The organism is Burkholderia multivorans ATCC BAA-247, assembly GCF_000959525.1.
GTDB classification, from domain to species: domain Bacteria; phylum Pseudomonadota; class Gammaproteobacteria; order Burkholderiales; family Burkholderiaceae; genus Burkholderia; species Burkholderia multivorans.
Genome location: NZ_CP009831.1, coordinates 1,304,639 through 1,329,871 on the forward strand (window position 1 = coordinate 1,304,639; position 25,233 = coordinate 1,329,871).

At 68.0% G+C, this 25,233-nt stretch carries 23 protein-coding genes; 13 read left to right on the forward strand and 10 right to left on the reverse strand.

Annotation, left to right across the window (positions count from 1 at the left end):
• Window positions 1-115: 115 nt before the first annotated feature.
• The gene (locus tag NP80_RS08055; RefSeq protein ID WP_006412259.1) at window positions 116-1,438 is read left to right on the forward strand and encodes a TIGR00366 family protein; all 1,323 of its coding nucleotides are present in this window, start codon (window positions 116-118) and stop codon (window positions 1,436-1,438) included.
• A gap of 70 nt (window positions 1,439-1,508) precedes the next feature.
• On the opposite strand, the gene NP80_RS08060 is transcribed toward NP80_RS08055, so the two are convergent.
• From NP80_RS08060 to NP80_RS08075, 4 genes are all read right to left on the reverse strand, one after another.
• Entirely contained in the window at window positions 1,509-2,837 is a 1,329-nt protein-coding gene (locus tag NP80_RS08060) for an MFS transporter (RefSeq protein WP_006412252.1), read from the reverse strand.
• A gap of 223 nt (window positions 2,838-3,060) precedes the next feature.
• Entirely contained in the window at window positions 3,061-3,993 is a 933-nt protein-coding gene (gene kce / locus NP80_RS08065) for a 3,5-dioxohexanoate:acetyl-CoA acetone transferase (RefSeq protein ID WP_006403591.1), read from the reverse strand.
• A gap of 35 nt (window positions 3,994-4,028) precedes the next feature.
• Window positions 4,029-4,826, reverse strand: coding sequence for an SDR family oxidoreductase (locus NP80_RS08070; RefSeq protein WP_006397115.1), 798 nt, complete (start codon window positions 4,824-4,826; stop codon window positions 4,029-4,031).
• Window positions 4,827-4,882: 56 nt separating this feature from the next.
• Entirely contained in the window at window positions 4,883-5,593 is a 711-nt protein-coding gene (locus tag NP80_RS08075; protein WP_006412264.1) for a GntR family transcriptional regulator, read from the reverse strand.
• A gap of 389 nt (window positions 5,594-5,982) precedes the next feature.
• Between NP80_RS08075 and NP80_RS08080 the strand changes: the two genes are divergently transcribed.
• Window positions 5,983-6,714: a class I SAM-dependent methyltransferase gene (locus NP80_RS08080; RefSeq protein WP_035948723.1), complete on the forward strand. Its 732-nt coding sequence runs from the start codon at window positions 5,983-5,985 to the stop codon at window positions 6,712-6,714.
• A gap of 32 nt (window positions 6,715-6,746) precedes the next feature.
• Here NP80_RS08080 and NP80_RS08085 read toward each other — a convergent pair whose 3' ends face one another.
• Both NP80_RS08085 and NP80_RS08090 read right to left on the reverse strand, forming a co-directional pair.
• Window positions 6,747-8,165: a cytochrome-c peroxidase gene (locus tag NP80_RS08085; protein WP_035948726.1), complete on the reverse strand. Its 1,419-nt coding sequence runs from the start codon at window positions 8,163-8,165 to the stop codon at window positions 6,747-6,749.
• Between the two features lie 94 nt (window positions 8,166-8,259).
• Window positions 8,260-9,930 carry a phospholipase C gene (locus tag NP80_RS08090; protein WP_006403585.1) on the reverse strand — a complete coding sequence of 557 codons (1,671 nt, stop codon included), beginning with the start codon at window positions 9,928-9,930 and terminating at the stop codon, window positions 8,260-8,262.
• A 338-nt stretch (window positions 9,931-10,268) separates the two neighbouring features.
• Between NP80_RS08090 and NP80_RS08095 the strand changes: the two genes are divergently transcribed.
• Window positions 10,269-11,126 carry an EamA family transporter gene (locus NP80_RS08095; RefSeq protein WP_006412248.1) on the forward strand — a complete coding sequence of 286 codons (858 nt, stop codon included), beginning with the start codon at window positions 10,269-10,271 and terminating at the stop codon, window positions 11,124-11,126.
• 132 nt (window positions 11,127-11,258) lie between these two features.
• Here the strand turns inward: NP80_RS08095 and NP80_RS08100 are convergent, their stop codons facing one another.
• Window positions 11,259-11,732, reverse strand: coding sequence for an Lrp/AsnC family transcriptional regulator (locus NP80_RS08100; protein WP_006397107.1), 474 nt, complete (start codon window positions 11,730-11,732; stop codon window positions 11,259-11,261).
• Between the two features lie 313 nt (window positions 11,733-12,045).
• Between NP80_RS08100 and NP80_RS08105 the strand changes: the two genes are divergently transcribed.
• From NP80_RS08105 to NP80_RS08120, 4 genes are all read left to right on the forward strand, one after another.
• Window positions 12,046-13,431, forward strand: a complete 1,386-nt coding sequence (locus NP80_RS08105; protein WP_006403583.1) for an amino acid permease — start codon at window positions 12,046-12,048, stop codon at window positions 13,429-13,431.
• A 45-nt stretch (window positions 13,432-13,476) separates the two neighbouring features.
• On the forward strand, window positions 13,477-14,679 hold the full coding sequence (locus tag NP80_RS08110; protein ID WP_006412261.1) for an amino acid aminotransferase: 1,203 nt from the start codon (window positions 13,477-13,479) through the stop codon (window positions 14,677-14,679).
• A gap of 146 nt (window positions 14,680-14,825) precedes the next feature.
• Entirely contained in the window at window positions 14,826-15,224 is a 399-nt protein-coding gene (locus NP80_RS08115; protein WP_006403581.1) for a DUF488 domain-containing protein, read from the forward strand.
• Window positions 15,225-15,434: 210 nt separating this feature from the next.
• Window positions 15,435-15,674, forward strand: coding sequence for a hypothetical protein (locus tag NP80_RS08120; protein ID WP_006397102.1), 240 nt, complete (start codon window positions 15,435-15,437; stop codon window positions 15,672-15,674).
• 61 nt (window positions 15,675-15,735) lie between these two features.
• On the opposite strand, the gene NP80_RS08125 is transcribed toward NP80_RS08120, so the two are convergent.
• The 3 genes from NP80_RS08125 to lhpI form a co-directional block, all read right to left on the reverse strand.
• Window positions 15,736-16,515, reverse strand: a complete 780-nt coding sequence (locus NP80_RS08125; RefSeq protein WP_006412254.1) for a helix-turn-helix domain-containing protein — start codon at window positions 16,513-16,515, stop codon at window positions 15,736-15,738.
• Window positions 16,516-16,532: 17 nt separating this feature from the next.
• On the reverse strand, window positions 16,533-16,937 hold the full coding sequence (locus tag NP80_RS08130; protein WP_006397100.1) for a response regulator: 405 nt from the start codon (window positions 16,935-16,937) through the stop codon (window positions 16,533-16,535).
• Window positions 16,938-17,114: 177 nt separating this feature from the next.
• On the reverse strand, window positions 17,115-18,062 hold the full coding sequence (lhpI, locus tag NP80_RS08135) for a bifunctional Delta(1)-pyrroline-2-carboxylate/Delta(1)-piperideine-2-carboxylate reductase (protein WP_006412255.1): 948 nt from the start codon (window positions 18,060-18,062) through the stop codon (window positions 17,115-17,117).
• A gap of 233 nt (window positions 18,063-18,295) precedes the next feature.
• On the opposite strand from lhpI, the gene NP80_RS08140 reads away from it, so the two are divergent.
• From NP80_RS08140 to NP80_RS08165, 6 genes are all read left to right on the forward strand, one after another.
• Window positions 18,296-19,030, forward strand: a complete 735-nt coding sequence (locus NP80_RS08140) for a FadR/GntR family transcriptional regulator (protein WP_035487703.1) — start codon at window positions 18,296-18,298, stop codon at window positions 19,028-19,030.
• 117 nt (window positions 19,031-19,147) lie between these two features.
• On the forward strand, window positions 19,148-20,269 hold the full coding sequence (locus tag NP80_RS08145) for a branched-chain amino acid ABC transporter substrate-binding protein (RefSeq protein ID WP_035948728.1): 1,122 nt from the start codon (window positions 19,148-19,150) through the stop codon (window positions 20,267-20,269).
• A gap of 66 nt (window positions 20,270-20,335) precedes the next feature.
• A complete protein-coding gene (gene lhpH, locus NP80_RS08150) occupies window positions 20,336-21,343 on the forward strand; it encodes a trans-3-hydroxy-L-proline dehydratase (RefSeq protein ID WP_006397095.1) in 1,008 nt (335 codons plus the stop codon).
• A 112-nt stretch (window positions 21,344-21,455) separates the two neighbouring features.
• Window positions 21,456-24,014, forward strand: a complete 2,559-nt coding sequence (locus NP80_RS08155; protein WP_045593543.1) for a penicillin-binding protein 1A — start codon at window positions 21,456-21,458, stop codon at window positions 24,012-24,014.
• A gap of 242 nt (window positions 24,015-24,256) precedes the next feature.
• On the forward strand, window positions 24,257-24,571 hold the full coding sequence (locus NP80_RS08160) for a DUF4148 domain-containing protein (protein ID WP_006403573.1): 315 nt from the start codon (window positions 24,257-24,259) through the stop codon (window positions 24,569-24,571).
• Window positions 24,572-24,808: 237 nt separating this feature from the next.
• Window positions 24,809-25,216 (forward strand): lysozyme inhibitor LprI family protein, encoded by a 408-nt coding sequence (locus NP80_RS08165; RefSeq protein ID WP_006411124.1) that lies wholly within the window; start codon window positions 24,809-24,811, stop codon window positions 25,214-25,216.
• The last annotated feature ends 17 nt before the right edge of the window (window positions 25,217-25,233 follow it).

Below are 25,233 nucleotides of genomic sequence, written 5' to 3' on the forward strand. Positions count from 1 at the left end.
CGCCGGTTCGCGCGTCGAAGCGCATCGCGCGGTTCTGTGCAAGAATCCGCGCGACCCGCGCTTTCCCATAACCACATGCGCGCGGACGTCCCTATCAGGAAACGAGGAGTACAAGTTGATTCAACGCATTGCCCGCTTCTTCACGCAGGTGGTTCACCGCGTGCTGCCCGACCCGTTGATTTTCGCGATCCTGCTGACGATCGTCACGTTCGCGCTTGCGTTCGGCCTCACGCCGAATTCGCCGGTGCAACTGACGACGATGTGGGGCTCGGGCTTCTGGAACCTGCTCGCCTTCTCGATGCAGATGGTGATGATTCTCGTCACGGGCCACGCGCTCGCGAGTTCGCCGCCCGTGAAGCGGCTGCTCGTCGCGCTCGCGAGCGCCGCGCGCACGCCCGCGCAGGGTGTGATGCTCGTTGCCTTCGTCGGCGCGCTCGCGTGCGCGATCAACTGGGGCTTCGGGCTCGTGCTCGGCGCGATGCTCGCGCGGGAAGTCGCGCGCCGCGTCGCCGGCAGCGACTATCGGCTGCTGGTCGCGTCGGCCTACATGGGCTTTCTGAGCTGGCACGGCGGCCTGTCGGGCTCGGTGCCGCTCGTCGCCGCGACGAAAGGCAATCCGATGGAAAAGACGATCGGCCTGATCCCCGTGTCGCAGACGATCTTCACCGGCTACAACGCGTTCATCACGATCGGGCTGATCGTGATGCTGCCGTTTCTCGCGCGGATGATGATGCCGAAACCGGGCGACGTCGTCAGCGTCGATCCGGCACTGCTCGCCGAGCCGCCGAGCGTCGAGCGCACGCTCGGGCCCGACGCGACGCTCGCGGAGCGCCTCGAGGAGAGCCGCGCGCTGTCGGTGTTCGTCGCTGCGCTGTGCGCGGCGTTTCTCGTGCTGCGGTTCGTGCAGAAGGGCTTCGCGCTCGACATCGATACGGTGAACCTCGCGTTCCTCGCCGCCGGCATCCTGCTGCACCGCACGCCGATGGCTTACGCGCGCGCGGTGGCCGGCGCCGCGCGCGGCGCCTCGGGGATCATGATCCAGTTCCCGTTCTACGCGGGCATCCAGGCGCTGATGGACCATTCGGGCCTCGCGGGCGTGATCACGAAGTGGTTCGTCGACATCGCGAACGTGCACACGTTTCCGCTGCTCGCGTTCCTGAGTTCGGCGGTGATCAACTTCGCGGTGCCGTCGGGCGGCGGTCACTGGGTCGTGCAGGGGCCGTTCGTGATGCCGGCCGCGCAGGCGCTTGGCGCCGATCTCGGCAAGGCCGCGATGGCGATCGCGTACGGCGAGGCGTGGACCAACATGGCGCAGCCGTTCTGGGCCTTGCCCGCGCTCGCGATCGCGGGGCTCGGCGTGCGCGACATCATGGGCTACTGCGTGACGACGCTGCTGTTTTCGGGGGTCGTGTTCGTCGCGGGGATGTATCTGTTCTGAGCGCGTTCGGAACGGCCGGTGCGCGCGGGCGAGCGTCGGTTCCCACGCGCGCCGGCCCGCGCCGCACCCGTCATGCGGCCGAACGCGCGCGCTGCCGTTCGTGTCCGTGACGCAGCGCCAGGCTCGCGAGCGCCGCGACGACGAGTGCGGCCGCCAGCAGCGTCAGGCCGTTCTTCGCATCGCCGGTCGCCTGTTCGATTGCGCCGACGACGGTCGGACCGACGAAGCCGCCGAGCAGGCCGCAGGTATTGACGAGGCCGAGGCCGCCGGCGAGCGCACTGCCGGCCAGCCGCGAGGCGGGAAACGTAAACACGATCGACTGGACGACGAAGAACATCGACGCGGCGACGCACACGCAGAGCAGTCCCGCGAGCGGGGAGGCGTGCGCGGCGCCGACCATGCCGGCTGCCATCACGACGAGGCCCGCGCACAGCAGCGCGCGCGAATGCCGCGATTCGCGCGCGAAGCGCGGCAGCGTCGCGGCGCCGAGCGCGGCGGCCAGCCATGGCAGCGCCGTGAGCAGGCCGACCGCGATCGGCGACAGCCGGCCCGATGCGCCGATGATCGCCGGCAGAAAAAAGATCACCGTGTAGATCGTCAGCTGATGGCAGAAGTACACGAAGATCGCGAGCCAGATCTGCGGGTCGCGCAGCGCGGCGCCGAATGCGTGGCCGCCGTGCGACCCGGCGCCGGCGTCCTGTTCCGCGGCGAGCGCGCGCTCGAGCGCACGACCCGTTTCCGGCGCGAGCCACGGCGCGGCGCTCGGACGGTCCGGCAGCCGTGTCCACACGACGAACGCGAGCAGGATCGCCGGAATCCCTTCGACGACGAACAGCCATTGCCAGCCGTGAAAGCCCAGCGTGCCGTCGAGTTCGATCAGCGCGCCGGCCAGCGGGCCGCCGACCACGTTCGCGATGCACACGCCGAGAAGGAAATAGCCGGTCGCGCGGGCGCGCTGTTCGCGGCCGAACCAGTACGTCAGATACAGCATCACGCCGGGAAAGAGCCCGGCTTCGGCTGCGCCGAGCAGCAGCCGCATCACGTAGAACGATGTTTCGCCGCGCACGAACGCCATCGCAACCGACAGCGCGCCCCACGTGATCATGATCCGCGTGATCCAGAAGCGCGCGCCGACGCGGTGCATGATCAGGTTGCTCGGGATTTCGAATAGCGCGTAGGTCAGGAAGAACAGTCCGGCGCCGAGGCCGTAGGCGGCGGACGAGATGCCGAGATCGACGCCCATCGAATGCTTCGCGAAGGCGATGTTGGTGCGATCGAGAAAGCTGATCACGTAGGCGGCGATCAGCAGCGGCATCAGTTTGCGGAACAGCAGCCGGTTCAGCGACGCGCTTGCGTCTTGCGCGGCGGACGGCAGGGCCTGAGCGTGATGAGTGGACATGCGGACGACTCCGTTAAGGGCGAACCGGCGCGCACGGCAAGCACGACGTGCCGCGTTCGACAGAGGCCGCCGCGCGGGGCGCGGCGAACGAGCAGACGACGGAGCCGCGCGCCGGCGGCGCTCGACGGGAGCGGGGCGATATCGGGCGTCCTGGCGCCGGTTCGGGCCGGCGCCGCGTCTCTGCGCTTGCGAGTCCTGCGTGAGTGGGCGTGCGAGCGCGCGATCAGAAGTTCACTGCGTCGCCGCCCTTGAGCGCGAGCATCGCGCGCGCCTCGGCCGGCGTCGCGATCTCGAGCGACAGCCCTTCGAGCACCTGCCGGATCTTCAGCACCTGCTCGGCGCTCGATTCGGCCAGTTTGCCGGGCCCGATCCAGAGCGAATCCTCGAGCCCGACGCGCACGTTCGCGCCCTGCGCGGCGCCGATCGTCGCGAGCGGAATCTGGTTGCGGCCCGCGCCGAGGATCGACCATACATAGTCGCGGCCGAACAGGCGATCGGCGGTGCGGCGCATGTGCATCAGGTCCTCCGGATGCGCGCCGATGCCGCCGAGCAAACCGAATACGCTTTGCACGAAGAACGGCGGTTTCGCGAGCCCGCGGTCGACGAAGTGCGCGAGGTTGTACAGGTGCGAAATGTCGTAGCACTCGAATTCGAAACGCGTGCCGTTGGCGCCGCAGCGCGTGAGGATCGTCTCGATGTCGGCGAACGTGTTCTTGAACACGAGATCGCGGCTTTTCTCGAGATGCTCGCGCTCCCATGGGTGCTTCAGTTCGCGAAAGCGCTCGAGCATCGGATACAGGCCGAAGTTCATCGAGCCCATGTTCAGCGAGGCGATTTCCGGCTGGAAATGCAGCGCGGGACGCAGCCGCTCCTCGACAGTCATGTGCGGACTGCCGCCCGACGTGAGGTTGATGACGGCATCGGTCTGCGCCTTGATCCGGGGCAGGAATTCCTCGAAGACGGCCGGATCCTGCGTCGGCTTGCCGTCGGACGGATTGCGCGCGTGCAGATGGAGGATCGCCGCGCCGGCGCGGGCGGCCGCAACCGCGGCCGTCTCGATCTCGTGCGGCGTGACGGGCAGATACGGCGACATCGACGGCGTATGGATCGCGCCGGTCGGCGCACAGGTGATGATGACTTTGCGAGCGTTTGCCACGGATCGGTTCCTTTCGTTGGACGGTGCAGGAGGGCTCAGAGCACTTCGACGTTGCCGCAGACGGAGATCGCCTGGCCGGTGATTCCGTGCCCGCCGGGCGAGCACAGGAACAGCGCGGTCGCCGCGATTTCGGCCGGCTCGGTCATCCGGCGCAGCGAGATCCGTTCGAGATAGCGCTGCTCCATCTCGTCGTAGCCGATCCCGAGCTGTTGCGCGCGCGCTTCGATCACGCGGCGGATGCGCGGGCCGCGCACGATGCCGGGCTGGATCGCATTCACGCGAATGCCGAGCGGCCCCAGTTCGATCGCGAGGCTCTTCACGAGACCGACGACCGCCCATTTGGTGGCCGCGTAAGGCGTGCGGTACGCATAGCCGAGCCGGCCCGCGACCGACGACAGCGCAATGATCGCGCCGCCGTGCTTCGACTCGCGCAGCAGCGGCACGGCGCGTCGCGCGAATTCGAATTGGGCGTTCAGATTGATGGCGACCGTCTGCTCCCACTGCGCGGGATCGATCTCGTCGATGCCGCCCGTCGGGCCCGCGATGCCCGCGTTGTTGACCAGTACGTCGAGGCCGCCGAGCGTGGCCGCGACGTCCGCGAACACGCGCTCGACCGCCGCGCGGTCCGATACGTCGGCAAGCGTTGCGCCGATCGCGGCACGCGACGGCCGGTCGGCGAGTGCCGCGATCGCGGCCTGCGACGCGTCGCAGACATGCACGCGCGCACCGCATTCGGCGAACGCATCGGCGATCGCGAGGCCGATGCCGGATGCGCCGCCGGTCACGAGGACGCGAAGGCCGTCATAGGGTTTGAGCAGGTCGGAAGCGGTCATGCGCGGTTGTCTCCATCGTTGATGTTGTCGGATGCGGCGCGCCGCTGCGCGCGGCGTTACGGCTTTGCGTTCGCGCGGCGCGGCGCCTGCTCGGCACGCAGCGTCGCGGCCAGATCGTGCGCGGCACCGCCGATGTCGAGCGCGATGCCGGCGCGCACGCCGGCGCCGTCTCGCCGCTCGAGCGCATCGACGACCGCGCGGTGCGCGTCCATCGAGCGCCGCATGTGCGGGATGTCGAGCGCGACCATGTTCAGGAACGGCCCGACGCGCATCCACAGGTTCTCGACGATCGCGAGCGTGCTGTCGCTCGCGCCGTGCGCATAGATCGCGCTGTGAAACGCGAAATTGCTTTGCAGATATGCGCGCGACCGGCCGGCTTCGGCGTGCGCCTGCATGGCCTCGCAGGTCTTGCGCAGGGCGGCGATCTGGGCGTCGGTCATGCGTGCGCACGCGCGTTCGGCGATGCAGCCTTCGAGCGCGATGCGCACGTCGCGCAGTTCGTCGAGCATCTCGAGCGTCATCGGCGGCACGACGAGCGCGCGGTTCGGGCCGTCGACGAGCGCGCGTTCCGCGTGCAGCCGCGTGAGGGCCGCGCGCACCGGCATCGTCGACGAGCCGACGGCCTCGGCCACGCTGCGCAGGCTCAGCGCCTGGCCCGGTGCGAAGCGGCCGCTCATCAGCGCTTCGCGCAATTGGCGATAGACCTTGTCGGCCATCGTTTCCTGTTCGATGGCCTTCAGTGCGGGCGGGACGATGCGAGGCGCCAAGGTACGGTTCTCCTGGTTTGATCTGCGATCTGTGATCACACTTGCGATGGAGGAAGTGTCGGCGATGAGGCGGGGGTAGTCAAGGCGAAAGGGATTGGGGAAAACGTGGGGGTGGGGAGGGATGGCCGTCATGCGGGACGCATGCGAGGCGGTCGGCGCGTCGTGCTATCGGCAGGCGTCGCCGGATTCGCTGGCCAAGGTGGGCCTGGGCGCGGTGCCGCGAGCCGTCGCGTCGACGCGCGCCTGTGCTGCAGACGCAGAGCAAGCCGATTCCAGCGTCCGGATCGAATTGCGGACGCCGCCTTTCCTGACACGCGCACGCCACCCGATCGCCAGCCGCCCATCGATCATGCAGAATCGAACCCTTCGTGTCCCCCGACAAGCACGCCATGACCGATCGGACCGATGCTCCCGGCCGCCGTGCGTACGCTGAATTTGCCCAGCGCTACGCCGACATCGCGCCGACCAAGCCGCACAACGCGCTTTACGAACGGCCGGCGACGCTTGCGCTGCTCGGCGACGTCGCCGGCCTGACGGTGCTCGACGCCGGCTGCGGACCCGGCATCTGCAGCGAGCTGCTCGCACGGCGCGGCGCGACCGTTCATGCCTTCGACGTGACGCCCGAAATGGTCGCGCTCGCCAGCGCGCGCTGCGCGGGGCTCGCCGTCGATGTCGCGCACGGCGATCTCGCCGCGCCGCTCGACTGGCTGCCCGATGCGTCATTCGACAAGGTGCTGTGTTCGCTCGCCCTCGACTACGTGCGCGATCTCGCGCCGACGCTGCGCGAATTCGCGCGCGTCGCGCGTCCCGGCGCGACGCTCGTGTTCTCGATGGCACATCCGATGCGCGACTGGATCGACGAGCGCACGCGCGGCGATCGCCCGTACTTCGAAACGTCGCGCTTCGGCATGTACTGGTCCGGATTCGGCGAGCCGAAGCCCTATGTCGAGGCGTGGCGGCGGCCGCTTGCCGACATCCTGAACGCGGTCGCCGACGCCGGCTGGCGGCTCGACCGCTTCGTCGAGCCGCAGCCGCTGCCCGAGATGCAGGCCGTGGCGGAGCGGCTGTACGCGGAGCTGTCGCTCGCGCCCGCGTTCCTGTGCGTGCGCGCGCGACGCTGATCACGCGCGTCGTACGACGCGCCCAGCTTCGCTCAGTGCCCCGGCTCGTCGGTCAGCGTGGCGAGGAACGCCTCGATGTCCTTGATGTCCTGCGCCGTCATCGCCGGCGTGTCGCCCGGCTTGCGATCGAATGGCGCGTCGGTCACGTCGACGTTCGCGCGGTACTTCGGCGGAATGTCGTCGTATTGGTCGACCTTGCCGTCCGCGAGGCGCGCATAGAACTTCTGCGGTGCGATGCTGCGTTCGTTGTAGAACGCCATCACCTGATCGAGCGTGTGGTACACGCCGTTGTGAAAGAACACGTGGCGTGTCGCCGCGTTGCGCAGCGTCGGCGTCAGGAACATCCCGCAATATTGCGTCTGGTCCTTCAGATCCTCGCGGAACGGTCCGCACACGCCGAGATCGTAGAACGACGGATCGCGGTTCTGCGCGAGCTGCCGGTTGCGCGGCACGGCGAGCGCTTCGTACTGGTAGTCGGTAAACATCGGCGGCAGCCCGTCGGCGCCGGGCTTCGACAGATGACAGCCCGCGCAGTTCGCCTTGTGCGGATCGTTGAACAGCCGCAGGCCGCGCAGCTCCGCCTGCGTGAGGCGCGCGCGGCCCTCGAGCCAGCGGTCGTACTTGCTGTTGTACGGATGGAACGACGGATCCTCGACCTGATAGCGCGCGATCGCGAACATCGCTTCGGACACCGCGAGTTGCGGACTGTCGAACACGCGCGGGCCGAACAACTGCAGGAACTGCGTCCGGTGCGACGACTGCGAAAGCTTGTGCGCGACCTCGTCGACGCTCGCATTCGCCATCTCGACGGGGTTCAGCAGCGGACCGAATGCCTGCTGCTGCAGCGTGTCCGCGCGGCCGTCCCAGAACATTCCGCCTTGCGGTACGAGCTGCGGTGCAGCCGAGGTGCCGGCCACCTTCTGCGCCTTCACGACGCCGGCCGCCGCGGCCGCCTGCTGCGCGACGCTCGGTGCGTCGTCGTTTTCGCCGGCATCGGGGCCGATGCTGAAGTTCGGCTGTCGATACAGGTACATCAGCGACGGCGGCGGCCGATAACCGTGCTGCGTCATCGCGAGGCCGCCCGGCTGCACGTCGAGCGCGTTCGGCGGCCCGTAGGCGTGATCGGGGTTGTGGCACGACGCACACGACTGCTTGCCGGACGCCGACAGCGACGCATCGAAGAACAGCGCGCGGCCGAGCTGCGCGACCGCGGACAGCGGCTGCACGGGCGGCCGCTGCAGCACGATCGGATGCGGATTCGCGCCGGTCCAGTCCGCGACGATGTCGCCGATCGCGGCCGGCGTATGTGCGGGAAACGCGATCGCGAAGGCGCCGTAGCCGATGACGGCCGCGCCGAGCGCGAGCGCCGCGCGGCGTGCGAAGCGGAAAGGGGCGCGCGGCGCGGCGGCGCCGGGCGTGTCGGGAGACGGAAACGCGGAACGGACTGTCATGCTGTCGCTCGGGAATCGAAGGCCGCACGAGGCGGCGCAATAAAACGAAAACGGCCGGCGCACGCAGCGCCGGCCTGCTGCGCGACGACGCCCGTCAGATCGACGGCGCGGCGCTCAGCGTGGTGCCTTGCGTCGGATCGAGATAGAGCGGCGCGGTATTCGGCTTCGATGCGAAGTCGAACAGCCCGCGCAGGTCGCCCGCCGATGCGTCGAACGAACCGCCGCCGATGCGCTGCCCGCCGAGCCAGTTGTCCTCGATGAAGCGCACGACGGACGCCTGGTCGATCATCGTGTGGTCGACGTAGTTCTGCTTCGCGTACGGCGAGATCACGACGAACGGAATGCGCACGCCGGGGCCGCAACGGCCGTTCACGGTGCCGCCGTTCACGCCGGTCGTGCCGCCGCTGCCGCACTGGCCGTTGCCGCTGACCTGGTCGACAGCGTCCGACGACGCGCGGGTGGGCGCCGTGTACGCATGGTCGTACCAGCCGTCCGAGTCGTCATAGGTGACGATCACCGCAGTGTTCTGCCAGTCGGGCTGCTGCTGCAGGAAGTTGACGACCTTCGTGACGAACGCCTGCTCGTCGAGCGGATCCGAGTAGCCGGCATGGCCGTCCTGCGCGGCCGGCGCCTTCAGGAAGCTGACCGACGGGAAGTTTCCGGCCTTCACGGCGGCGAAGAAGTCGTCGGTGTCGTACTGGTGATTCGCCGGTTCGGGCGTCTTGCCGTCGGTTTCGACGCTCGAGCCGATCGCTGCGATCGAGCTCGGACGCGTGTGCTGCGGATTCGCGGTCGACGCGTAGTACTGGAACCAGTTGTGATGCGGGATGTAGTCGGCGGTCGCGGCGTTCACGGCGGTCGCGACGGTGCTGCGGTTGCAGCCGGTCGTGCCGTTGCTGTTCGTCGTCGACAGGTTGAAGCCGCCCATGAAGCCGCCCCACGTGATGTGGGCCGCGTTCAGCAGGTCGCCGATGTTCTTGCCGGACATCATCGCCTGATCGGTCGTGCTCGAGCAGACGTCGTAGCCGGGATCGACGTCGTTGATCATCGTGTAGCCGCCCTGGCCGTCGTTGATGTAGTACGAGCTCTTCGCGAGCGTCGACGGCTGCGCGGACGTCTTCACGATCTGCATGCCGTTCGTCTGGCCCGACACGACGTTCAGTGCACCGGGCGTCGACGGACCGTAGACCGTCGTGTACGCGTTGTCGCTCATCGCGAAGCGCTGCGCATAGTTCCACAGCGCGGTCACCGTATTGCCGTCGAAGTAGCCCATCACCTGGCCCTTGGTGCCGAACGCGCCGGCGCCGCCGGACGAGCCCTTGCCCGTGTATTTCGGGAACAGGTCGGCAAGGCCGTTGTCCTCGGCCTGCTGTTCGGCCGTGTACGCGTGGTTCTGGTCGGCGGTCGCCGCTTGCGTGCGGTCGAGACGGAACGGGTTCGCGGCGTCGGTGCCGTTCGCCGTGTTCGTAAAGTTCGGGTTCGCCGTGAGCAGCGTGCCCGTCAGGCCGTTGACCGTCGGCGTGCCCGCCTTGGCCGTAAACGCCGGCTCGCCGGCCGGGTTCGTCGCGTTCGGATAGGTGCCGAAGTAGTGGTCGAACGAGACGTTTTCGCCGTAGATCACGACGAGGTGCTTGATCGGCGTGGCGGTCTGCAAGGCGTCCTGCGACGAGACGGGCGTCGCAGTCGGATCGTCGCTGCCGCCGCAGGCGAACAGCGTCAGCGCTGCGCCTGCGCAGGCGGTAACGAGCAAGGCTTGACGGAACATCGGGAAACTCCGGGTAGGTTTTCGACGGTGGAAGCGGCGCCGTCGCCGGGGCGTTGGACGCGGCGCGCGCGATAGAGCACCGGCATTGAAACAGCCTGACGTGAAGATATGGGGACGGATTGGTTTCGCCTGCATTGCGCTGCGGTATCGATTTCATTACTTCGTCGCGCGCGGCGAAAGACAACGGAAAGGGCGAACGGCGCGCGGGGCGCATGATGGGGAGCAGGCGTCGGCACCCGACATGAGCGAGAGGCGGTTTTTGACAACAGCGTGACAGCTTCATAGGATGAACACCCGCCGCGGCGACTTCGCCGTGCGCGTCATCCGGAGCCGTCAGCGTGCCGATCCCCGTCCTGTTTGCCGTTCTGTGTGCCGCCTTCCTGCACGCATCGTGGAATGCGCTGGTGCGCAGCCGCGGCGACCGGTTGCGCTCGGCCACCGTCCTGCAGATCGCGATCGGCGCGTTTGCGCTGCTGTTCCTGCCCGCGGCCGCGCCGATCGCGCCGGCGAGCTGGCTTTATGTGATTGCGTCGGCCGTGCTGCACGTCGTCTATACGCTGCTGCTCGTGCGCGCGTACGAGCACGGCGATCTCAGCGTCGCGTATCCCGTCGCGCGCGGCACGGCGCCGCTGCTCGTCACGCTCGGTGCGGCGGCATTCGCCGGCGAACATTTGAGCGCGGGTGCGCAGGCCGGGCTCGTGCTGATCTGCGCGGGCATCATGGCGATCGGACTCGAGCGCGGCCGCGCCGCGACGCACGCGATGGCGCAGGTCCTGCCGACGGCATTCGCGACCGGCGTGTCGATTGCCGCATACAGCGTGGTCGACGGAATCGGCGTGCGCGAAAGCGGCAGCACGGTCGGCTATACCGCATGGATGTTCGTGCTGACGGGTGCGCTGATGGCCGCGTACTATCGGCTGCGCGCGGGACCGCTGCGAGTTCTGCAGGATGGGGCGGAAACGGCGAAGGCGGCGTGCGGCGGCGTATTCGCGGCGCTCGCGTACGGCATCGTGATCTGGGCGATGGACCGCGCGCCGATGGGGCCCGTATCGGCGCTGCGCGAAACGAGCGTCGTGTTCGCTGCGCTGATCGCACGCGTATATCTCGGCGAGCGGCTGACGCCGCGTAGGGCAGCCGGATGCGCCGTGATCGCGGCCGGTGCGCTGTTGATCAGTACGTTCGCGGCCGTGCGCTGAGTCGCGCGGAATAGTGCGGAATGGCGCGGCGGGGTCGGCGGCCGATGCTCAAACGGAAAGACCGGGCGCCCCGCACATCGCGAGACGAAAGAGCACGACCGCCCGTGCCGCGGCAACGCGCACGATCGCCCGTCACTCTTCGACCGGCATCGCGCTCGTGCACTTGATTTCGTCGAGACAGACGCTCGAATGCACGCCGCTGACACCGGGAATGCGCATCAGCGTCTCGAGCAGGAACCTCGACAGCCCCTTCAGATCGTGGGCGACGACCTTCAGCACGTAGTCGATGTCGCCCGTCACCGAAAAGCACTCCTGGATCTGCGCGAGATCGGACACGAGCTTCTGGAACTTCGACAGGTCGCGGATATGCCCGCGCTCCATCGTCACGTGCACGAACGCCGTGACGCCGAAGCCGAGCGTATCGGGGCACAGCCGCGTCTCGTAGCGGCGGATCGCGCCGATCTCCTCGAGCCGCCGGTGACGCCGCAACGTCTGCGCGGGCGACAGTCCGACCGCTTTGGCCAGTTCGAGATTCGACGCACGGCCGTTCTCCTGCAGGATCGCGAGCAGGTGGCGATCGATGCGATCGAGAACCGGTTCAGGCATCTTTGTTTCCTCATCTGTCTCCTGGATGCAATCTTATCTCATAATGTAGGGTTTGCATGAACGGGTTACGAAACCCGATTTCCCGACCGCGACGCTAAACTGACGCCGGATTTTCGTGTGCGCCCGCCTGCTGCAGCGGCGGGCGACGGCCCGGCGACCGTGCGCAGACACGGCGACGGGCATCGGGCACCGCCACGCGAAGATTGCAGTCCCCAACCCGGCGGCTCCACGAACGGCCGCCGGCACAGCAAAACAGCGCCCGGCACCCCGAAGGCGCACCGCTTCCGGCGGAGGCGGACAGAGTGGAGAAGACATGGTTTCTGGAAACGAGAAGGACGGCCTGAAGCGTGGGCTGAAGAACCGGCACATCCAGCTGATTGCGCTGGGTGGCGCGCTGGGTACGGGGCTGTTCCTGGGCATTGCGCAGACGATCAAGATGGCCGGCCCGTCCGTGCTGCTCGGCTATGCGGTGGCCGGCGTCGTCGCGTTTTTCATCATGCGTCAGCTCGGCGAGATGGTCGTCGACGAGCCCGTCGCCGGCTCGTTCAGCTATTTCGCAGACAAATACTGCGGGCACTTCACAGGTTTCCTCTCCGGCTGGAACTACTGGGTGCTCTACATCCTCGTCAGCATGGCCGAGCTGTCGGCCGTCGGCATCTACGTGCAGTACTGGTGGCCCGGCGTGCCGACGTGGGTCTCCGCGCTCGTGTTCTTCGTCGTCATCAACCTCGTCAACCTGACCAGCGTGAAGTCGTACGGCGAGACGGAATTCTGGTTCTCCATCATCAAGGTCGCCGCGATCGTCGGCATGATCGGCTTCGGCGGCTGGCTGCTCGCGAGCGGGCATGCGGGACCGGAAGCGAGCGTCGCGAACCTGTGGCAGCACGGCGGCTTCTTCCCGAACGGCGTGTCGGGCCTCGTGATGTCGATGGCCGCGATCATGTTCTCGTTCGGCGGGCTCGAACTGGTCGGGATCACGGCGGCCGAAGCCGACGATCCGAAGCGCAGCATTCCGCGCGCGACGAACCAGGTCATCTACCGGATCCTGATTTTCTACATCGGCGCGCTCGGCGTGCTGCTGTCGCTGTATCCGTGGCAAAAGGTCGTGTCCGGCGGCAGCCCGTTCGTGCTGATCTTCCATGCGCTGAGCAGCGACGTGGTCGCGAACGTGCTGAACGTCGTCGTGCTGACGGCGGCGCTGTCGGTGTACAACAGCGGCGTCTACTGCAACAGCCGGATGCTGTTCGGCCTCGCGAAGCAGGGCAATGCGCCGAAGGTGCTGTGCTCGGTCAACCGGCGCGGCATTCCGCTCGCCGCGCTCGGCGCGTCGGCACTCGCGACGGGCGTCTGCGTGCTGGTCAACTACTTCATGCCGGGCAAGGCGTTCGAAGTGCTGATGGGGCTCGTCGTGTCGGCGCTGATCATCAACTGGGCGATGATCACGCTGATCCATCTGAAGTTCCGTCAGGCCAAGCGGGCAGCCGGGGAGGAGACGTCCTTCCGCAGTCTGGGCTATCCTTTCACGAATTACCTGTGCCTGGCGTTCATGGCCGGCATTCTCGTCGTGATGTACCTGACGCCGGATCTCCGCCTGTCGGTGTACCTGATTCCCGTGTGGCTCGCGGTTCTCGCGGTCGGGTATCGCTTCCGTCAGAAGAATGCCGGCTATGCGCTGCGTAACGGCGCATCCGCACGCTGACGCGCGCCGCGCCCGATCATTCCTCCAAACGAGACCGACATAGCCATGTTCGAACATATCGAAGCGTATCCGGGCGATCCGATCCTCACGCTGAACGAGAACTTCCAGAAAGATCCGCGCGACCGCAAGGTCAACCTCAGCATCGGCATCTATTTCGATGCCGATGGGCGGATTCCGGTGATGGGCGCGGTACGCGAAGCCGAAACGGCGCTGCAGCGCGAGAGCGGCCCGAAGCCGTACCTGCCGATGGTCGGTCTGGCCGCGTATCGCGACGCGGTGCAGGCGCTCGTGTTCGGCGCCGATCATCCGGCGCGTGCGGCCGGTCGCATCGCGACCGTGCAGACGCTCGGCGGCTCGGGCGCGCTGAAGGTCGGCGCGGATTTCCTGAAGCGCTATTTCCCCGACGCGCAGGTATGGCTGAGCGATCCGAGCTGGGAAAACCACCGCTTCATCTTCGAGCGTGCGGGCTTCACGGTGAACACGTATCCGTACTACGACGAAGCGACGGGCGGTCTGAAGTTCGACGCGATGCTCGCGGCGATCGACGCGCTGCCGGCGCGCAGCGTCGTGCTGCTGCATGCGTGCTGCCATAACCCGACCGGCGTCGATCTCGACGAAGGTCAGTGGGAAAAGCTGATCGACGTGATCGAAGCGCGCGAACTGCTGCCGTTCGTCGACATGGCCTACCAGGGCTTCGGCGCGGGGCTCGACGCCGATGCGTTCGCGGTGCGCGAACTGGCGCGGCGCGGCGTGCCGGCGCTGGTCGCGAATTCGTTCTCGAAGAACTTCTCGCTGTATGGCGAACGCGTCGGCGGGCTCAGCGTCGTCTGCGAAGATGCGGCCGCCGCCGAGCGCGTGCTCGGCCAGCTTGCCGGCGCCGTGCGCTCGAACTACAGCAACCCGCAAACGTACGGCGCAAAGGTCGTGTCGGCCGTGCTCAATACGCCCGCACTGCGCAAGCAATGGGAAGAAGAACTCGCGGCGATGTGCCGCCGCATCGCGCGCATGCGTCAGGCGATCCACGACGGGCTGCGCGATCACGTCAGCGGCGAAGCGCTCACGCGCTACGTGAAGCAGCGCGGGATGTTCACGTATACGGGCCTGACCGAATCGCAGGTCGAAGCGCTGCGCGAAGTGCACGGCGTGTACATCCTGCGCTCGGGCCGCATGTGCGTGGCCGGGCTGAACGATTCGAACGTCGGCATCGTCGCGGATGCGATCGGCCAGGTGCTGAAGAGCGGCGTCTGAACGCGGTTGCATGCGTCGCGAAAACCGGCTGTCTCCTCGACGGAGGCAGCCGGTTTTTTTATGCTGCCGTCCGCCGCCGCCCCCCTGTCGCGGTCGCAGGCACAGCAGTACGATCACGGAATCGTACGCAGATCGACACGGAACGCATGGGTATACGGATCGTACAGTTGGGATCGCCGCGCGCAGCGGGCGAAGGGGTGCGGATCGGCACGGTGCGGCGGCCGCCGCGCGGCGTGCCGAAAGCCGAATTCGCCTCGCGCGATTATTACGACGTGTGGCTGCCGACGCTGTCGCCGAGCGCCGAACTCGTCGCGCAGGCGCAGGCCGCCGAAAGCGACGCCGAATGGCGCGCGTTCAAGCGTCACTTCCGTGCCGAAATGGCGCATGGCGATGCGGCGAAGGTGCTCGATCTGCTCGCGGCGCTGTCGGCGACGACCGCGTTCTCGATCGGCTGCTATTGCGACGACGAAAACCGCTGCCACCGCAGCGTGCTGCGCGAACTGCTCGCCGAACGCGGCGCGACGATCGAACCGGCTGCACGATGACGGCGCCGCCCGCTTGACGCAGATCAAGCGTGCGGCGGCACGCGCCACTATGCTCACGTGAACGGATGCGGGCGCCCGCCCGCGCAGGCGCGGCCGCCGATCGCGCCGCCGGGCACGGCGAATGCTCGACGAAACCGACGGCCGGCCCATGCCGCAGCTTCAGGCGGCGCGGCCATCGCCGGTTCGACGGCCGACACCGCAGGAGGAGTCATGACACTGCAGGGCAACATTCACGAGCGCGACTGGTCGGTCGAAGTCGAGACGCGCCCGTGCGAATCGGGCGAGTTCCGCTGCCGCGTATCGGTCGAGCACGGCACGGGTGCCGGGCGATTTCACCATACGTTCGAGCACAGCCACGCGTATCCGACCGAGCACGAAGCGATGATCGAAGGTTTGCGCGCCGGGATGACGTGGATCGAACTGAAGATGTCGCAGGCGTTCAACGTCTGAGGTTCACAGGCGACCGCCGGCGGCTGGCGGGCCGCCGCAGCCGCGCGTCGGTTCGCGTGCGTCACACGCGGGAGAGCGCCTGCGCGTCGAGAATGCGCACGCGTTTGCCGCGCGTTTCCACGAGCGCGTCGCGATGGAAGCGCGAGAACATCCGGCTGACCGTTTCCAGCTTCATCCCGAGATAGCAGCCGATTTCCTCGCGCGTCATCCGCAGATTGAATTCCGAGGCCGAATAGCCGCGCGCCTGGAAGCGCGACGACAGATTCAGCAGAAAATGCGCGACGCGCTGCTCGGCCGACATCGTGCCGAGCAGCAGCATCTGGCTCGATTCGCGCACGATCTCGCTGCTGAGCAGCTGATAGAGGAAGTGCTGCATCGGCTTGATCTCGCGGCACGCCGCTTCGAGCGCGTCGAACGGGATGATGCACACGACGCTGTCCTCGAGCGCGATCGCGTCGCAGCAGTGCCGGCCGCTGCCGATGCCGTCGAGGCCGAGCGTTTCGCCGGCGATCTGGAAACCCGTCACGTGCTCGCGGCCGTCGCGATGCATCATCACCGTCTTGAACGAGCCGGCGCGTACCGCGTACAGACTGTGGAACGGATCGTCCGCGCGGAACAGCGCATCGCCCTGACGCACGTGGCGCGTCGCGCAGATGATCGCGTCGAGGCGGCTGTACTCGGCCGCGGTCAGGTGCGGCGGCAGGCACATCGCGCGCATCGCGCACGCGGAGCAGCGCGCGGCTGCCGGCTTGGCCGAATCGGCGCGCGCGATGGCCCGGAACGGGCTCGGTTGCGGGCCGATCACGGGCGCGTCGAGGACGCTGGCGGTAGCAGTGGACATGAGACACTCCGGCACGGTCAGGGTCGGTGCGCGCGTGCGTGCACCAGCGATTCGATCAGGCGGCACGCGGCGTCGAATTCGACGGTCTTGTCGAAGAAATAATCGGCGCCGGCAGCCGCGCACGCCTGTCTGAATGCCGGCGCGGAATGGTTCGTCAGCACGATCGTGACGATGCGCGGGACGGCCTTCGACAACATTCCGATCAGGTCGAGGCCGCTGCCGTCGGCCAGCCGCAGATCGACGATCACGACGTCGGCCCGGCTGCGGTGAATCTGCGTCCACGCGCGCTGGCCGTCCTCCGCTTCGCCGACGACCGCGACGCCGCGGATCGCGCCGACGAGCAGCGCGATCCGGCGCCGCACGGGCACGGCATGGTCGACGAGGAATACCCGCAGCACAGCGGGCGACGGACCGGCATTCATCGAGCCAGTATCGTGCTGCGCCGCGGAAAAGGAAATCGGCGGAATTGGAAGTTGGCGTAGGCCGCTTCGTCGCGTTGTAGGGGTTTTCCTACAACGGATGCGGCGCGACGAACGCGTGCGCGCAGCGGTCACCGCATGCTGCGTGCCGCGGGCGCGGCTCGGCGCCGCGTCGGCAGCTCAGTGTTGCGGGACGTTCAGCGCTGCGCGCGCGGCGAGCGCATCGCGCGCGGTGCGGCATGCGGCGAGATCCCATGCCGCGCAGCCGACCGTCTTGAACAGCATTGGGCCGCCGCGCGCGAATGTGCCGTTCAGCACGTCGGCGAGCGAGGCGACCTGCTGCCAGTCGACGTTCGCGACGATCAGGTCGCCCGCTTCATGGCGTGCGCCGGCCGGATCGTCGACGACGAGCCGGCTGTGCCGCACGGTGTCGGCCGCGATTTCGGCCGCATCCGCCGTGAACGCGCCGACGCCGACCACGAGCCGGCCTTCGCGCGCCGCGTCGCGATAGACGGGCGTGCGGCTCGTCGTCAGCGTAACGACGACGTCGATCGCATCGGGAATCGCATCGCCATCGAGCGGCACGAGCTGGGGCGCGTGCGCGCGATGTGCCGCGCAGAATTCGGCCGCGCTCGCGGCCCGCGAACCGCGCACGTGCAGCCGCGCGTCGGGAAAGAGCGCCGTGAACGCCTCCGCGTGATTCGCGGCCTGCTTGCCCGTGCCGATCAGCAGGATGTCGCGCGGCGTGCCGTGCAGCGCCTGGACGCCGAGCGCGGTGACGGCTGCCGTGCGGCGACCGGTGACGGTCGGGCCGTCGAGCACGAAGCGCATCTCGCCGGTCGTCGCATCGCACGCGATCACCTGGCCGAGGATCGTCGGCAGCCCGCGCGCCGCATTGCCGGGACACACGTTGACGAGCTTGTGGATCGCGAGATCGTGCGCGCTGGACGGCATCGACAGCATCACGCCGCCGGCCTGCAGCGGCACGACGAGCCGCTCGGGGCTGACGATCTTTCCGGCCGCGTAGTCGGCGACGGTGCGGGCGAGCGTGGCGAGCAGCGCGTGGTAGTCGAGCAGCGCGGCCGTATCGGCAGCGTCGAAAACGGGAGTCCGGGAGAGAGCGGTCATCGTAGGCGTCGGTGAGCGTGGACGAGCGCGCGGTGCGCGCGACGGGCTGCCGGATACCGCGACAGGTGGCAGGCTGGATCGAATTTATACCAGTTTGCCGCGCGGCGGCAAGTCCGGAAACCGAGCGTCCGGTCGAGTTTGGTTCTAATATCTGTCCACCGATCGCTGTCGCGCGCCGCGCGGGCGATCGATCCGTTTCGATTCTCATCCGACCACGCAGGAGCCCCCAGACGATGTCCGCGCGTCCCGAATCCCCCGAAGGCGGTTTCCGCCCGCTGCAAATCTACGAGCAGGTTGCGGAGAAGATCCGGGACGAGATTCGTGCCGGACGCTATGCGCCCGACACGCGGCTGCCGTCCGAGCGCGAGCTCGCGGCGCTGTTCCAGGTCGGGCGGCCCGCGGTGCGCGAAGCGATCGGCGCGTTGCAGAACGAGGGGCTCGTGTTCACGAAGCGCAATTCGGGCACCTACGTCGTGTCGTCGCCGCTCGACGTGCTCGCGCAGCGCGGCGACGCGCGCGATCCGTCCGAAGCCGACGTGAGCCCGACGTCGACGCTCGACGTGCGGTTGATCCTCGAACCCGCGATCGCACGGCTCGCCGCCGCGCACGGGCGCGCCGATCCGGTCGCCGAGCGCTATCTCGCGCAGATGGAAACGATCAGCGACATCGACGATCCGCGGCAGCGCGCGCTATGGAACGAGAGCGACCGGCTGTTCCATCGGCAACTCGCGCTGATGACCGGCGACGCATTGATCGTGAAGATCGCCGACGAAGTCGCGAAGACGATGGATCAGCCGTTGTGGAAGCGGCTCAAGGACGACGGCATCTACGACGCAGGCCGGATCCGGCTCTACGTGTCCGAACACCGGCTGATCTACGAAGCGATCGTGTCCGGCGATGCGGACGCGGCCGCGTTCTACGTCGAGCAGCACATCCGGCGCGTTCGACGCGACATCGCGCCGAAATAGCGGCGCGCCGATCTGGTCGTCGCCGGAACCAGATTGCTACCGATTATTTTGAAATTGCTTGCGGGCCGACCACGCGTCGTCTACATTGGTTGCGATCCAACCAGTCGGGAGCGCGTCATGCGATACCTCGTTACCGTGCTGTCGGTTGCCGTCGCGGCCGGCACGCTCGCGTCGGCTCATGCGCAGGAAGTCGTGACGATCGGCCACTCGGCGCCGCTCACGGGCCCGCAGGCCGCGAACGGCAAGGACAACGAAAACGGCGCGCGGCTCGCGGTCGACGAACTGAACCGGGCCGGCGTGAAGGTCGCGGGCAAGACGGTCACGTTCCGGCTGCTGTCGGAGGACGATCAGGCCGATCCGAAGGTCGGCGTGCAGGTCGCACAGAACCTCGTCGACAAGGGCGTCGTCGCGGTGCTCGGCCCGTACAACTCGGGCGTCGCGATTCCGGCGTCGCGCGTGTATGCGAACGCCGGCGTGCCGATCCTGCCGGTCGCGTCGAATCCGGCGCTCACGCGGCAGGGCTTCAAGAACATCTTCCGGATCGGTGCGAGCGACGAGCAGCTCGGCGGCACGATGGCCGCGTTCGCCGCGACGACGCTGAACGCGAAGACGGCCGCGATCATCGACGATCGAACCGCATACGGGCAGGGGATCGCCGAGCAGTTCGCGAAGGTCGCGCAGGCCAACGGCATCCGGATCGTCGACCAGGAATACACGAATTCGTCGGCGACCGATTTCCTCGGAATCCTCACGAAGATCAAGGCCGGCAATCCGGACGTGATCTTCTTCGGCGGCTATGCGGCGCAAGGCGCGCCGATGGCCAGGCAGATGAAGCAGCGCGGGCTGCGCGCGAAGCTACTCGGCGGCGACGGCATCTGCTCGGCCGACATGGGCAAGGTGGCGGGCGAGGCGGCGTCGATCGTCTACTGCGCGCAAGGCGGCGTCGCGCTCGACAAGACGCCGGCCGGCCGCGCATTCCTGAAGAAGTATCACGACACCTATCACACCGACACGCAGGTGTACGCCGTGAACTATTACGACGGCGTGAAGCTGCTCGCCGATGCGATGGCCAAGGCCGGCACGACCACCGACAAGGCGAAGCTGATCGCGCAGCTCGCGAAGTCGGACTACGCGGGCGTCGCGGGCACCTATTCGTTCGACGCGAACGGCGACCTGCAGGGCGCGCCGACGACCGTCTACGTGATCCGCAACGGCTTGCCCGAGCCCTACGCGCGATAGCCGTACGCCCGTCACCGGCGGCGCGCCGCGCCGCCGTCGTTTCGCGTTCACGTTCTCGAATCGATCATGAAGATTTCCCGATCCCTGTCCACCGTCGAAGTCCATACGGGCGGCGAAGCGTTCCGCATCGTCACGAGCGGGCTGCCGCGTCTGCCGGGCGACACGATCGTGCGGCGCCGCGCATGGCTGAAAGAGCACGCCGACGAGATCCGCCGCGCGCTGATGTTCGAGCCGCGCGGCCACGCCGACATGTACGGCGGCTATCTGACCGAACCCGTGTCGCCGAACGCGGATTTCGGCGTGATCTTCGTGCACAACGAAGGCTATAGCGACCATTGCGGGCACGGCGTGATCGCGCTGTCGACCGCGGCGGTCGAACTCGGCTGGGTGCAGCGCACGGTGCCGGAAACGCGCGTCGGCATCGATGCGCCGTGCGGCTTCATCGAGGCGTTCGTCCAGTGGGACGGCGAGCACGCGGGCCCCGTGCGTTTCGTCAACGTGCCGTCGTTCATCTGGCAGCGCGACGTGTCGGTCGACACGCCGTCGTTCGGCACCGTGACCGGCGACATCGCGTATGGCGGCGCGTTCTATTTCTACGTCGACGGCGCGCCGTTCGATCTGCCCGTGCGCGAATCGGCCGTCGAACGGCTGATCCGCTTCGGCGCGGAAGTGAAGGCCGCCGCGAACGCGAAGTATCCGGTCGTGCATCCGGAGATTCCGGAAATCAATCACATCTACGGGACGATCATCGCGAACGCACCGCGCGACCCACGCTCGACGCAGGCGAACTGCTGCGTATTCGCGGACCGCGAAGTCGATCGTTCGCCGACCGGTTCCGGCACCGGCGGCCGCGTCGCGCAGCTCTACCAGCGCGGCTTGCTCGCGGCCGGCGACACGCTCGTCAACGAGTCGATCGTCGGCACCGTGTTCAAGGGGCGCGTGCTGCGCGAGACGACGGTCGGCGGGATGCCGGCCGTGATCCCGGAAGTGGAGGGCAGTGCGCACATCTGCGGTTTCGCGAACTGGATCGTCGACGAACGCGACCCGCTGACCTACGGTTTCCTCGTGCGCTGAACGCTTGCGCCGCCGGGCGTGCGCCGCGCGGCGGGGCGTCGCGCGAGTTTTGGTACGATGCTGCCTTTCCAGCAGATCCCCGACCCGCGTGAATCGCCGAAACGAGTCGTCCGTGCGCGACCTTCTTGCCCAATGGGTTGCGCGCGCGCAACCGGCCGCGGCCGCCGCCGCCGTGCCCGTCAAGCGTATGCTGGCCGCCGGCTGGCACCATCTCCGTCATCCGACGCGCCGCGGCGTGCTGCTTGCGGCCGCCGCCGTGCCTGCACTATTCGCGTTGTACGTCCTGGCGCTCGTCCCGTTCACGCCCGGCATCGGCGACATCCGCAAGGCGCGCGTCGATCAGCCGGCGCGCGTGCTGTCGGCGGACGGCAAGCTGCTCGCCGAGTTCAAGCCGTCGAACCGCGAATGGGTGCCGCTCGCGCAGATCTCGCCGCACGTGGTCGATGCGCTGATCGCGACCGAGGATCACCGGTTCTACCAGCATCACGGCCTCGACTGGCGACGCACCGCGTCGGCCGCACTCCACACGTTCTCCGGCGACCGGCAGGGCGGCTCGACGATCACGCAGCAGCTCGCGCGCAACCTGTATCCGGACGAGATCGGCCGCGCGCCGACGCTCACGCGCAAGCTGAAGGAGGCGATCACCGCGCTGAAGATCGAGGCCGTGTACAGCAAGGACCAGATCCTCGAGACCTACCTGAACACGGTGCCGTTCCTCTACAACGCGTACGGCGTCGAGATGGCCGCGCGCACCTACTTCGACAAGTCGGCCGACGAACTCGACGTGCTCGACAGCGCGACGCTCGTCGGCATGCTGAAAGGCAACAGCTACTACAACCCGGTGCTGAACCCGGAACGCGCGCTGCAGCGGCGCAATACGGTGCTCGGCCAGATGGTGAAGTACGGGAAGCTGACGCCCGCGCAGTTCGCGCAACTGCAGCGCCGGCCGCTGCGGATCGACTTCGAGCGGCAGAAGGAGCCGCCGGGGCCGGCGCCGCACTTTGCGCAGCAGCTGCGCAAATGGCTGATCGCGTGGGCCGACCGCAACGACTACAACATCTATTCGGACGGGCTGATCGTCCGCACGACGATCGACGCGCGGCTGCAGCAGATGGCGACGCAGGCGCTGATCCTGCAGACGAACGAACTGCAGCGCATCGCGAACAACGCCTGGAGCGGCCGCGACGGCTGCGGGACCGACAACGAAGTGTTCCGCACTTTCATGCGCGAATCGCCCGAATACAAGGCCGCGCAGGATGCCGGCAAGGACGACGCGGCCGCGATGAAGGCGCTCGCCGCGGATCGCGGCTTCATGCGTGCGCTGTGCAAGGCGAAGACCGACGTGCAGGCCGGCTTCGTCGCGATCGATCCGCGCGACGGGCAGATCCGCGCGTGGGTCGGCAGCCGCGACTTCGCGAGCGAGCCGTTCGACCATGTCGCGCAGGCGCGGCGGCAGCCGGGCTCGACGTTCAAGGCGTTCGTGTACGGCGCTGCGTTCGAGCGCGGCATGAAGCCCGACGATACCTTCGTCGACCAGCCGGTGGAGATCCCGCTGAAAGGCGGCGAGGTATGGCGGCCGAACGACGACGTGCCGCCGACCGGCAAGCCGATGACGCTGCGCGATGCGCTTGCGCTGTCGCGCAACCGGATCACGGCGCAGGTGATGGAGAAGGTCGGCCCTGCGGCGGTCGCGCGGCTCGCGCGCGACATGGGTGTGCGCGAGAGTCCGCTCGAGCGCGTGCCGTCGCTCGCGCTCGGGACGAGCCCCGTGACGCTGAAGGAGATGGTCGCCTCGTACGCGACGATCGCGAACGACGGGCTGTACGTCGAGCCGCAGATGGTGACGCGGATCGAGAACCGCAACGGCGACGTGCTGGCCGAGTTCGCGCCGGCGCCGCCGGAACGCGCGCTCGATGCGGAAGCCGACAAGACGCTGCTCGACACGATGCGCAACGTCGTCACGCGCGGCACCGGCGCGAGCATCCGCACGCGCTTCGGCGTGCGCGGCGACGTGGCCGGCAAGACCGGTACGACGCAGGACAACGCGGACGGCTGGTTCATCCTGATGCAGCCCGCGCTCGTCGCCGGCGCGTGGGTCGGCTTCGACGACGGCCGCGTGACGCTGCGCAGCGACTACTGGGGGCAGGGCGCGCACAGCGCGCTGCCGATCGTCGGCGATTTCTTCCAGCGTGCACAGCGTGCTCGGCTGATCGATCCGAAGGCGACTTTCGATACGGAGCCGTCGCCGGGCTGGTTCGCGTCGGTGCGCGAGCGCGTGACGGATCTGTTCGACACGTGGTTCAGACCCGAGCCGAACAAGGCAGCCGCGCCGGTCAAGGTTCAGCGGACGCCGCGCAAGCCCGAGCCGGCCGATGCCGGTGCGGCGTCGAGCGAAGCGGCCGCGTCGGCCGCCGGTGCCGCGTCGGACGGCATCGTCGAAGAATGGGTGCCGGCGTCCGAAGTGGCGGCGTCCGCTGCCGCGCTATCGGGCGCGGGTTCTGAGCCTTCGGTGCTGCAGCCGCCGCAGGTTCAGCCGCCTGCGTCGCCCGCGCCGGTCACCGCGACACCGGGCGGCGCGGGCGGCGGCAGCGCGGCGTCGCCGGTCGCGCCTGCGGCGCCGCTGCAGCCGTCGACGCCCGGTGCGCCGGACGCCGGCGACGGCGCACAGTAAGGGCGGTCGCGACACCCAGGCGACCGGCGCGTCGAGTCGGTCGTCGCTTCGAAGATTCATATCGTCCACGACGATAATTGTCAGAAGATTCGACTGCGCGATCGGCGATTGTATGTATCTCGTCAACAGTGAATTCGCGATTTAAGTATTTACCCTGATTGCGTGCACTCCTAGAATTCCACACATGCGCAACGACGTTCGTGTCCGAAGCGCCCGACAAAACAATCTGGAGGTAACGCATCATGAAATCGCTGATCAAGGCAGTTGCACTGGCCGCATTGGTTGCCGCACCGGTCGTTTCGTTTGCACAGTCCAACCAGCAGCCGCTGACGCGTGCGCAAGTGCGCGCGGAGCTCGTGCAGCTCGAAAAGGCCGGCTACAACCCGAACGACTGGTTGAACTATCCGGAAAACATTCAGGCCGCGCAGGCGAAGATCGCTGCCGCGAACGGCGATGCGACGGGCTACGGCGCGAACGCCGCAGCGGCATCGCAAGCGGGCCAGCGCGTTGCCGTGCCGGCCGCGGCCGACCGCTCGTCCGTCTACTTCGGTCACTGAGCGTCGTACGGCGGCCGCTCGGCCGCCGAAGCTACCGGCCGAACAAAGCCCGCACTCGATCCGGATCCGAGTGCGGGCTTTTTTGCGTCCACCGCGCGCGCCGACGGGCCGTTGCACGACGACGCTGACATTCGCACGCGCGTGCGCTAGCATCCCGGACGGTGTCGCCGACGCGCGGCACGCGGCCTCCGTCCGTACCGGACTCCACGACGTCAACCAACAACAAGGAGCGATCCCATGCGTGTCCCGACCGCCGTGCTGCTGTGCCCGCTGATGCTGGCGGCGAGCGTCGCCCATGCGCAGGCGAATTGCGCGAATGCGTCCGACCAGGCGACGCTGACCGCGTGCGCCGAGCATGCGTACAGGCAGTCCGACGCGGTGCTGAACCGCACGTACCAGACCGTCACCGCGCGATTGCGCGACGCACGGCCGGTTGCCGACAAGCTGGTCGCCGCGCAGCGCGCCTGGATCGCATATCGCGATGCCGAATGCCAGTTCTCGAGCGCGAACGCCGACGGCGGCAGCGCCTATGCGATGGTGGTCGCGACCTGCCTCGACGATCTGACCAAGGAGCGCACCGAAACGCTCAAGGCGTATCTATCGTGCGAGGAGGGCGATCTCGCGTGCCCGGTGCCCGCGAAGTAGCGATACGCGCGCTCGCG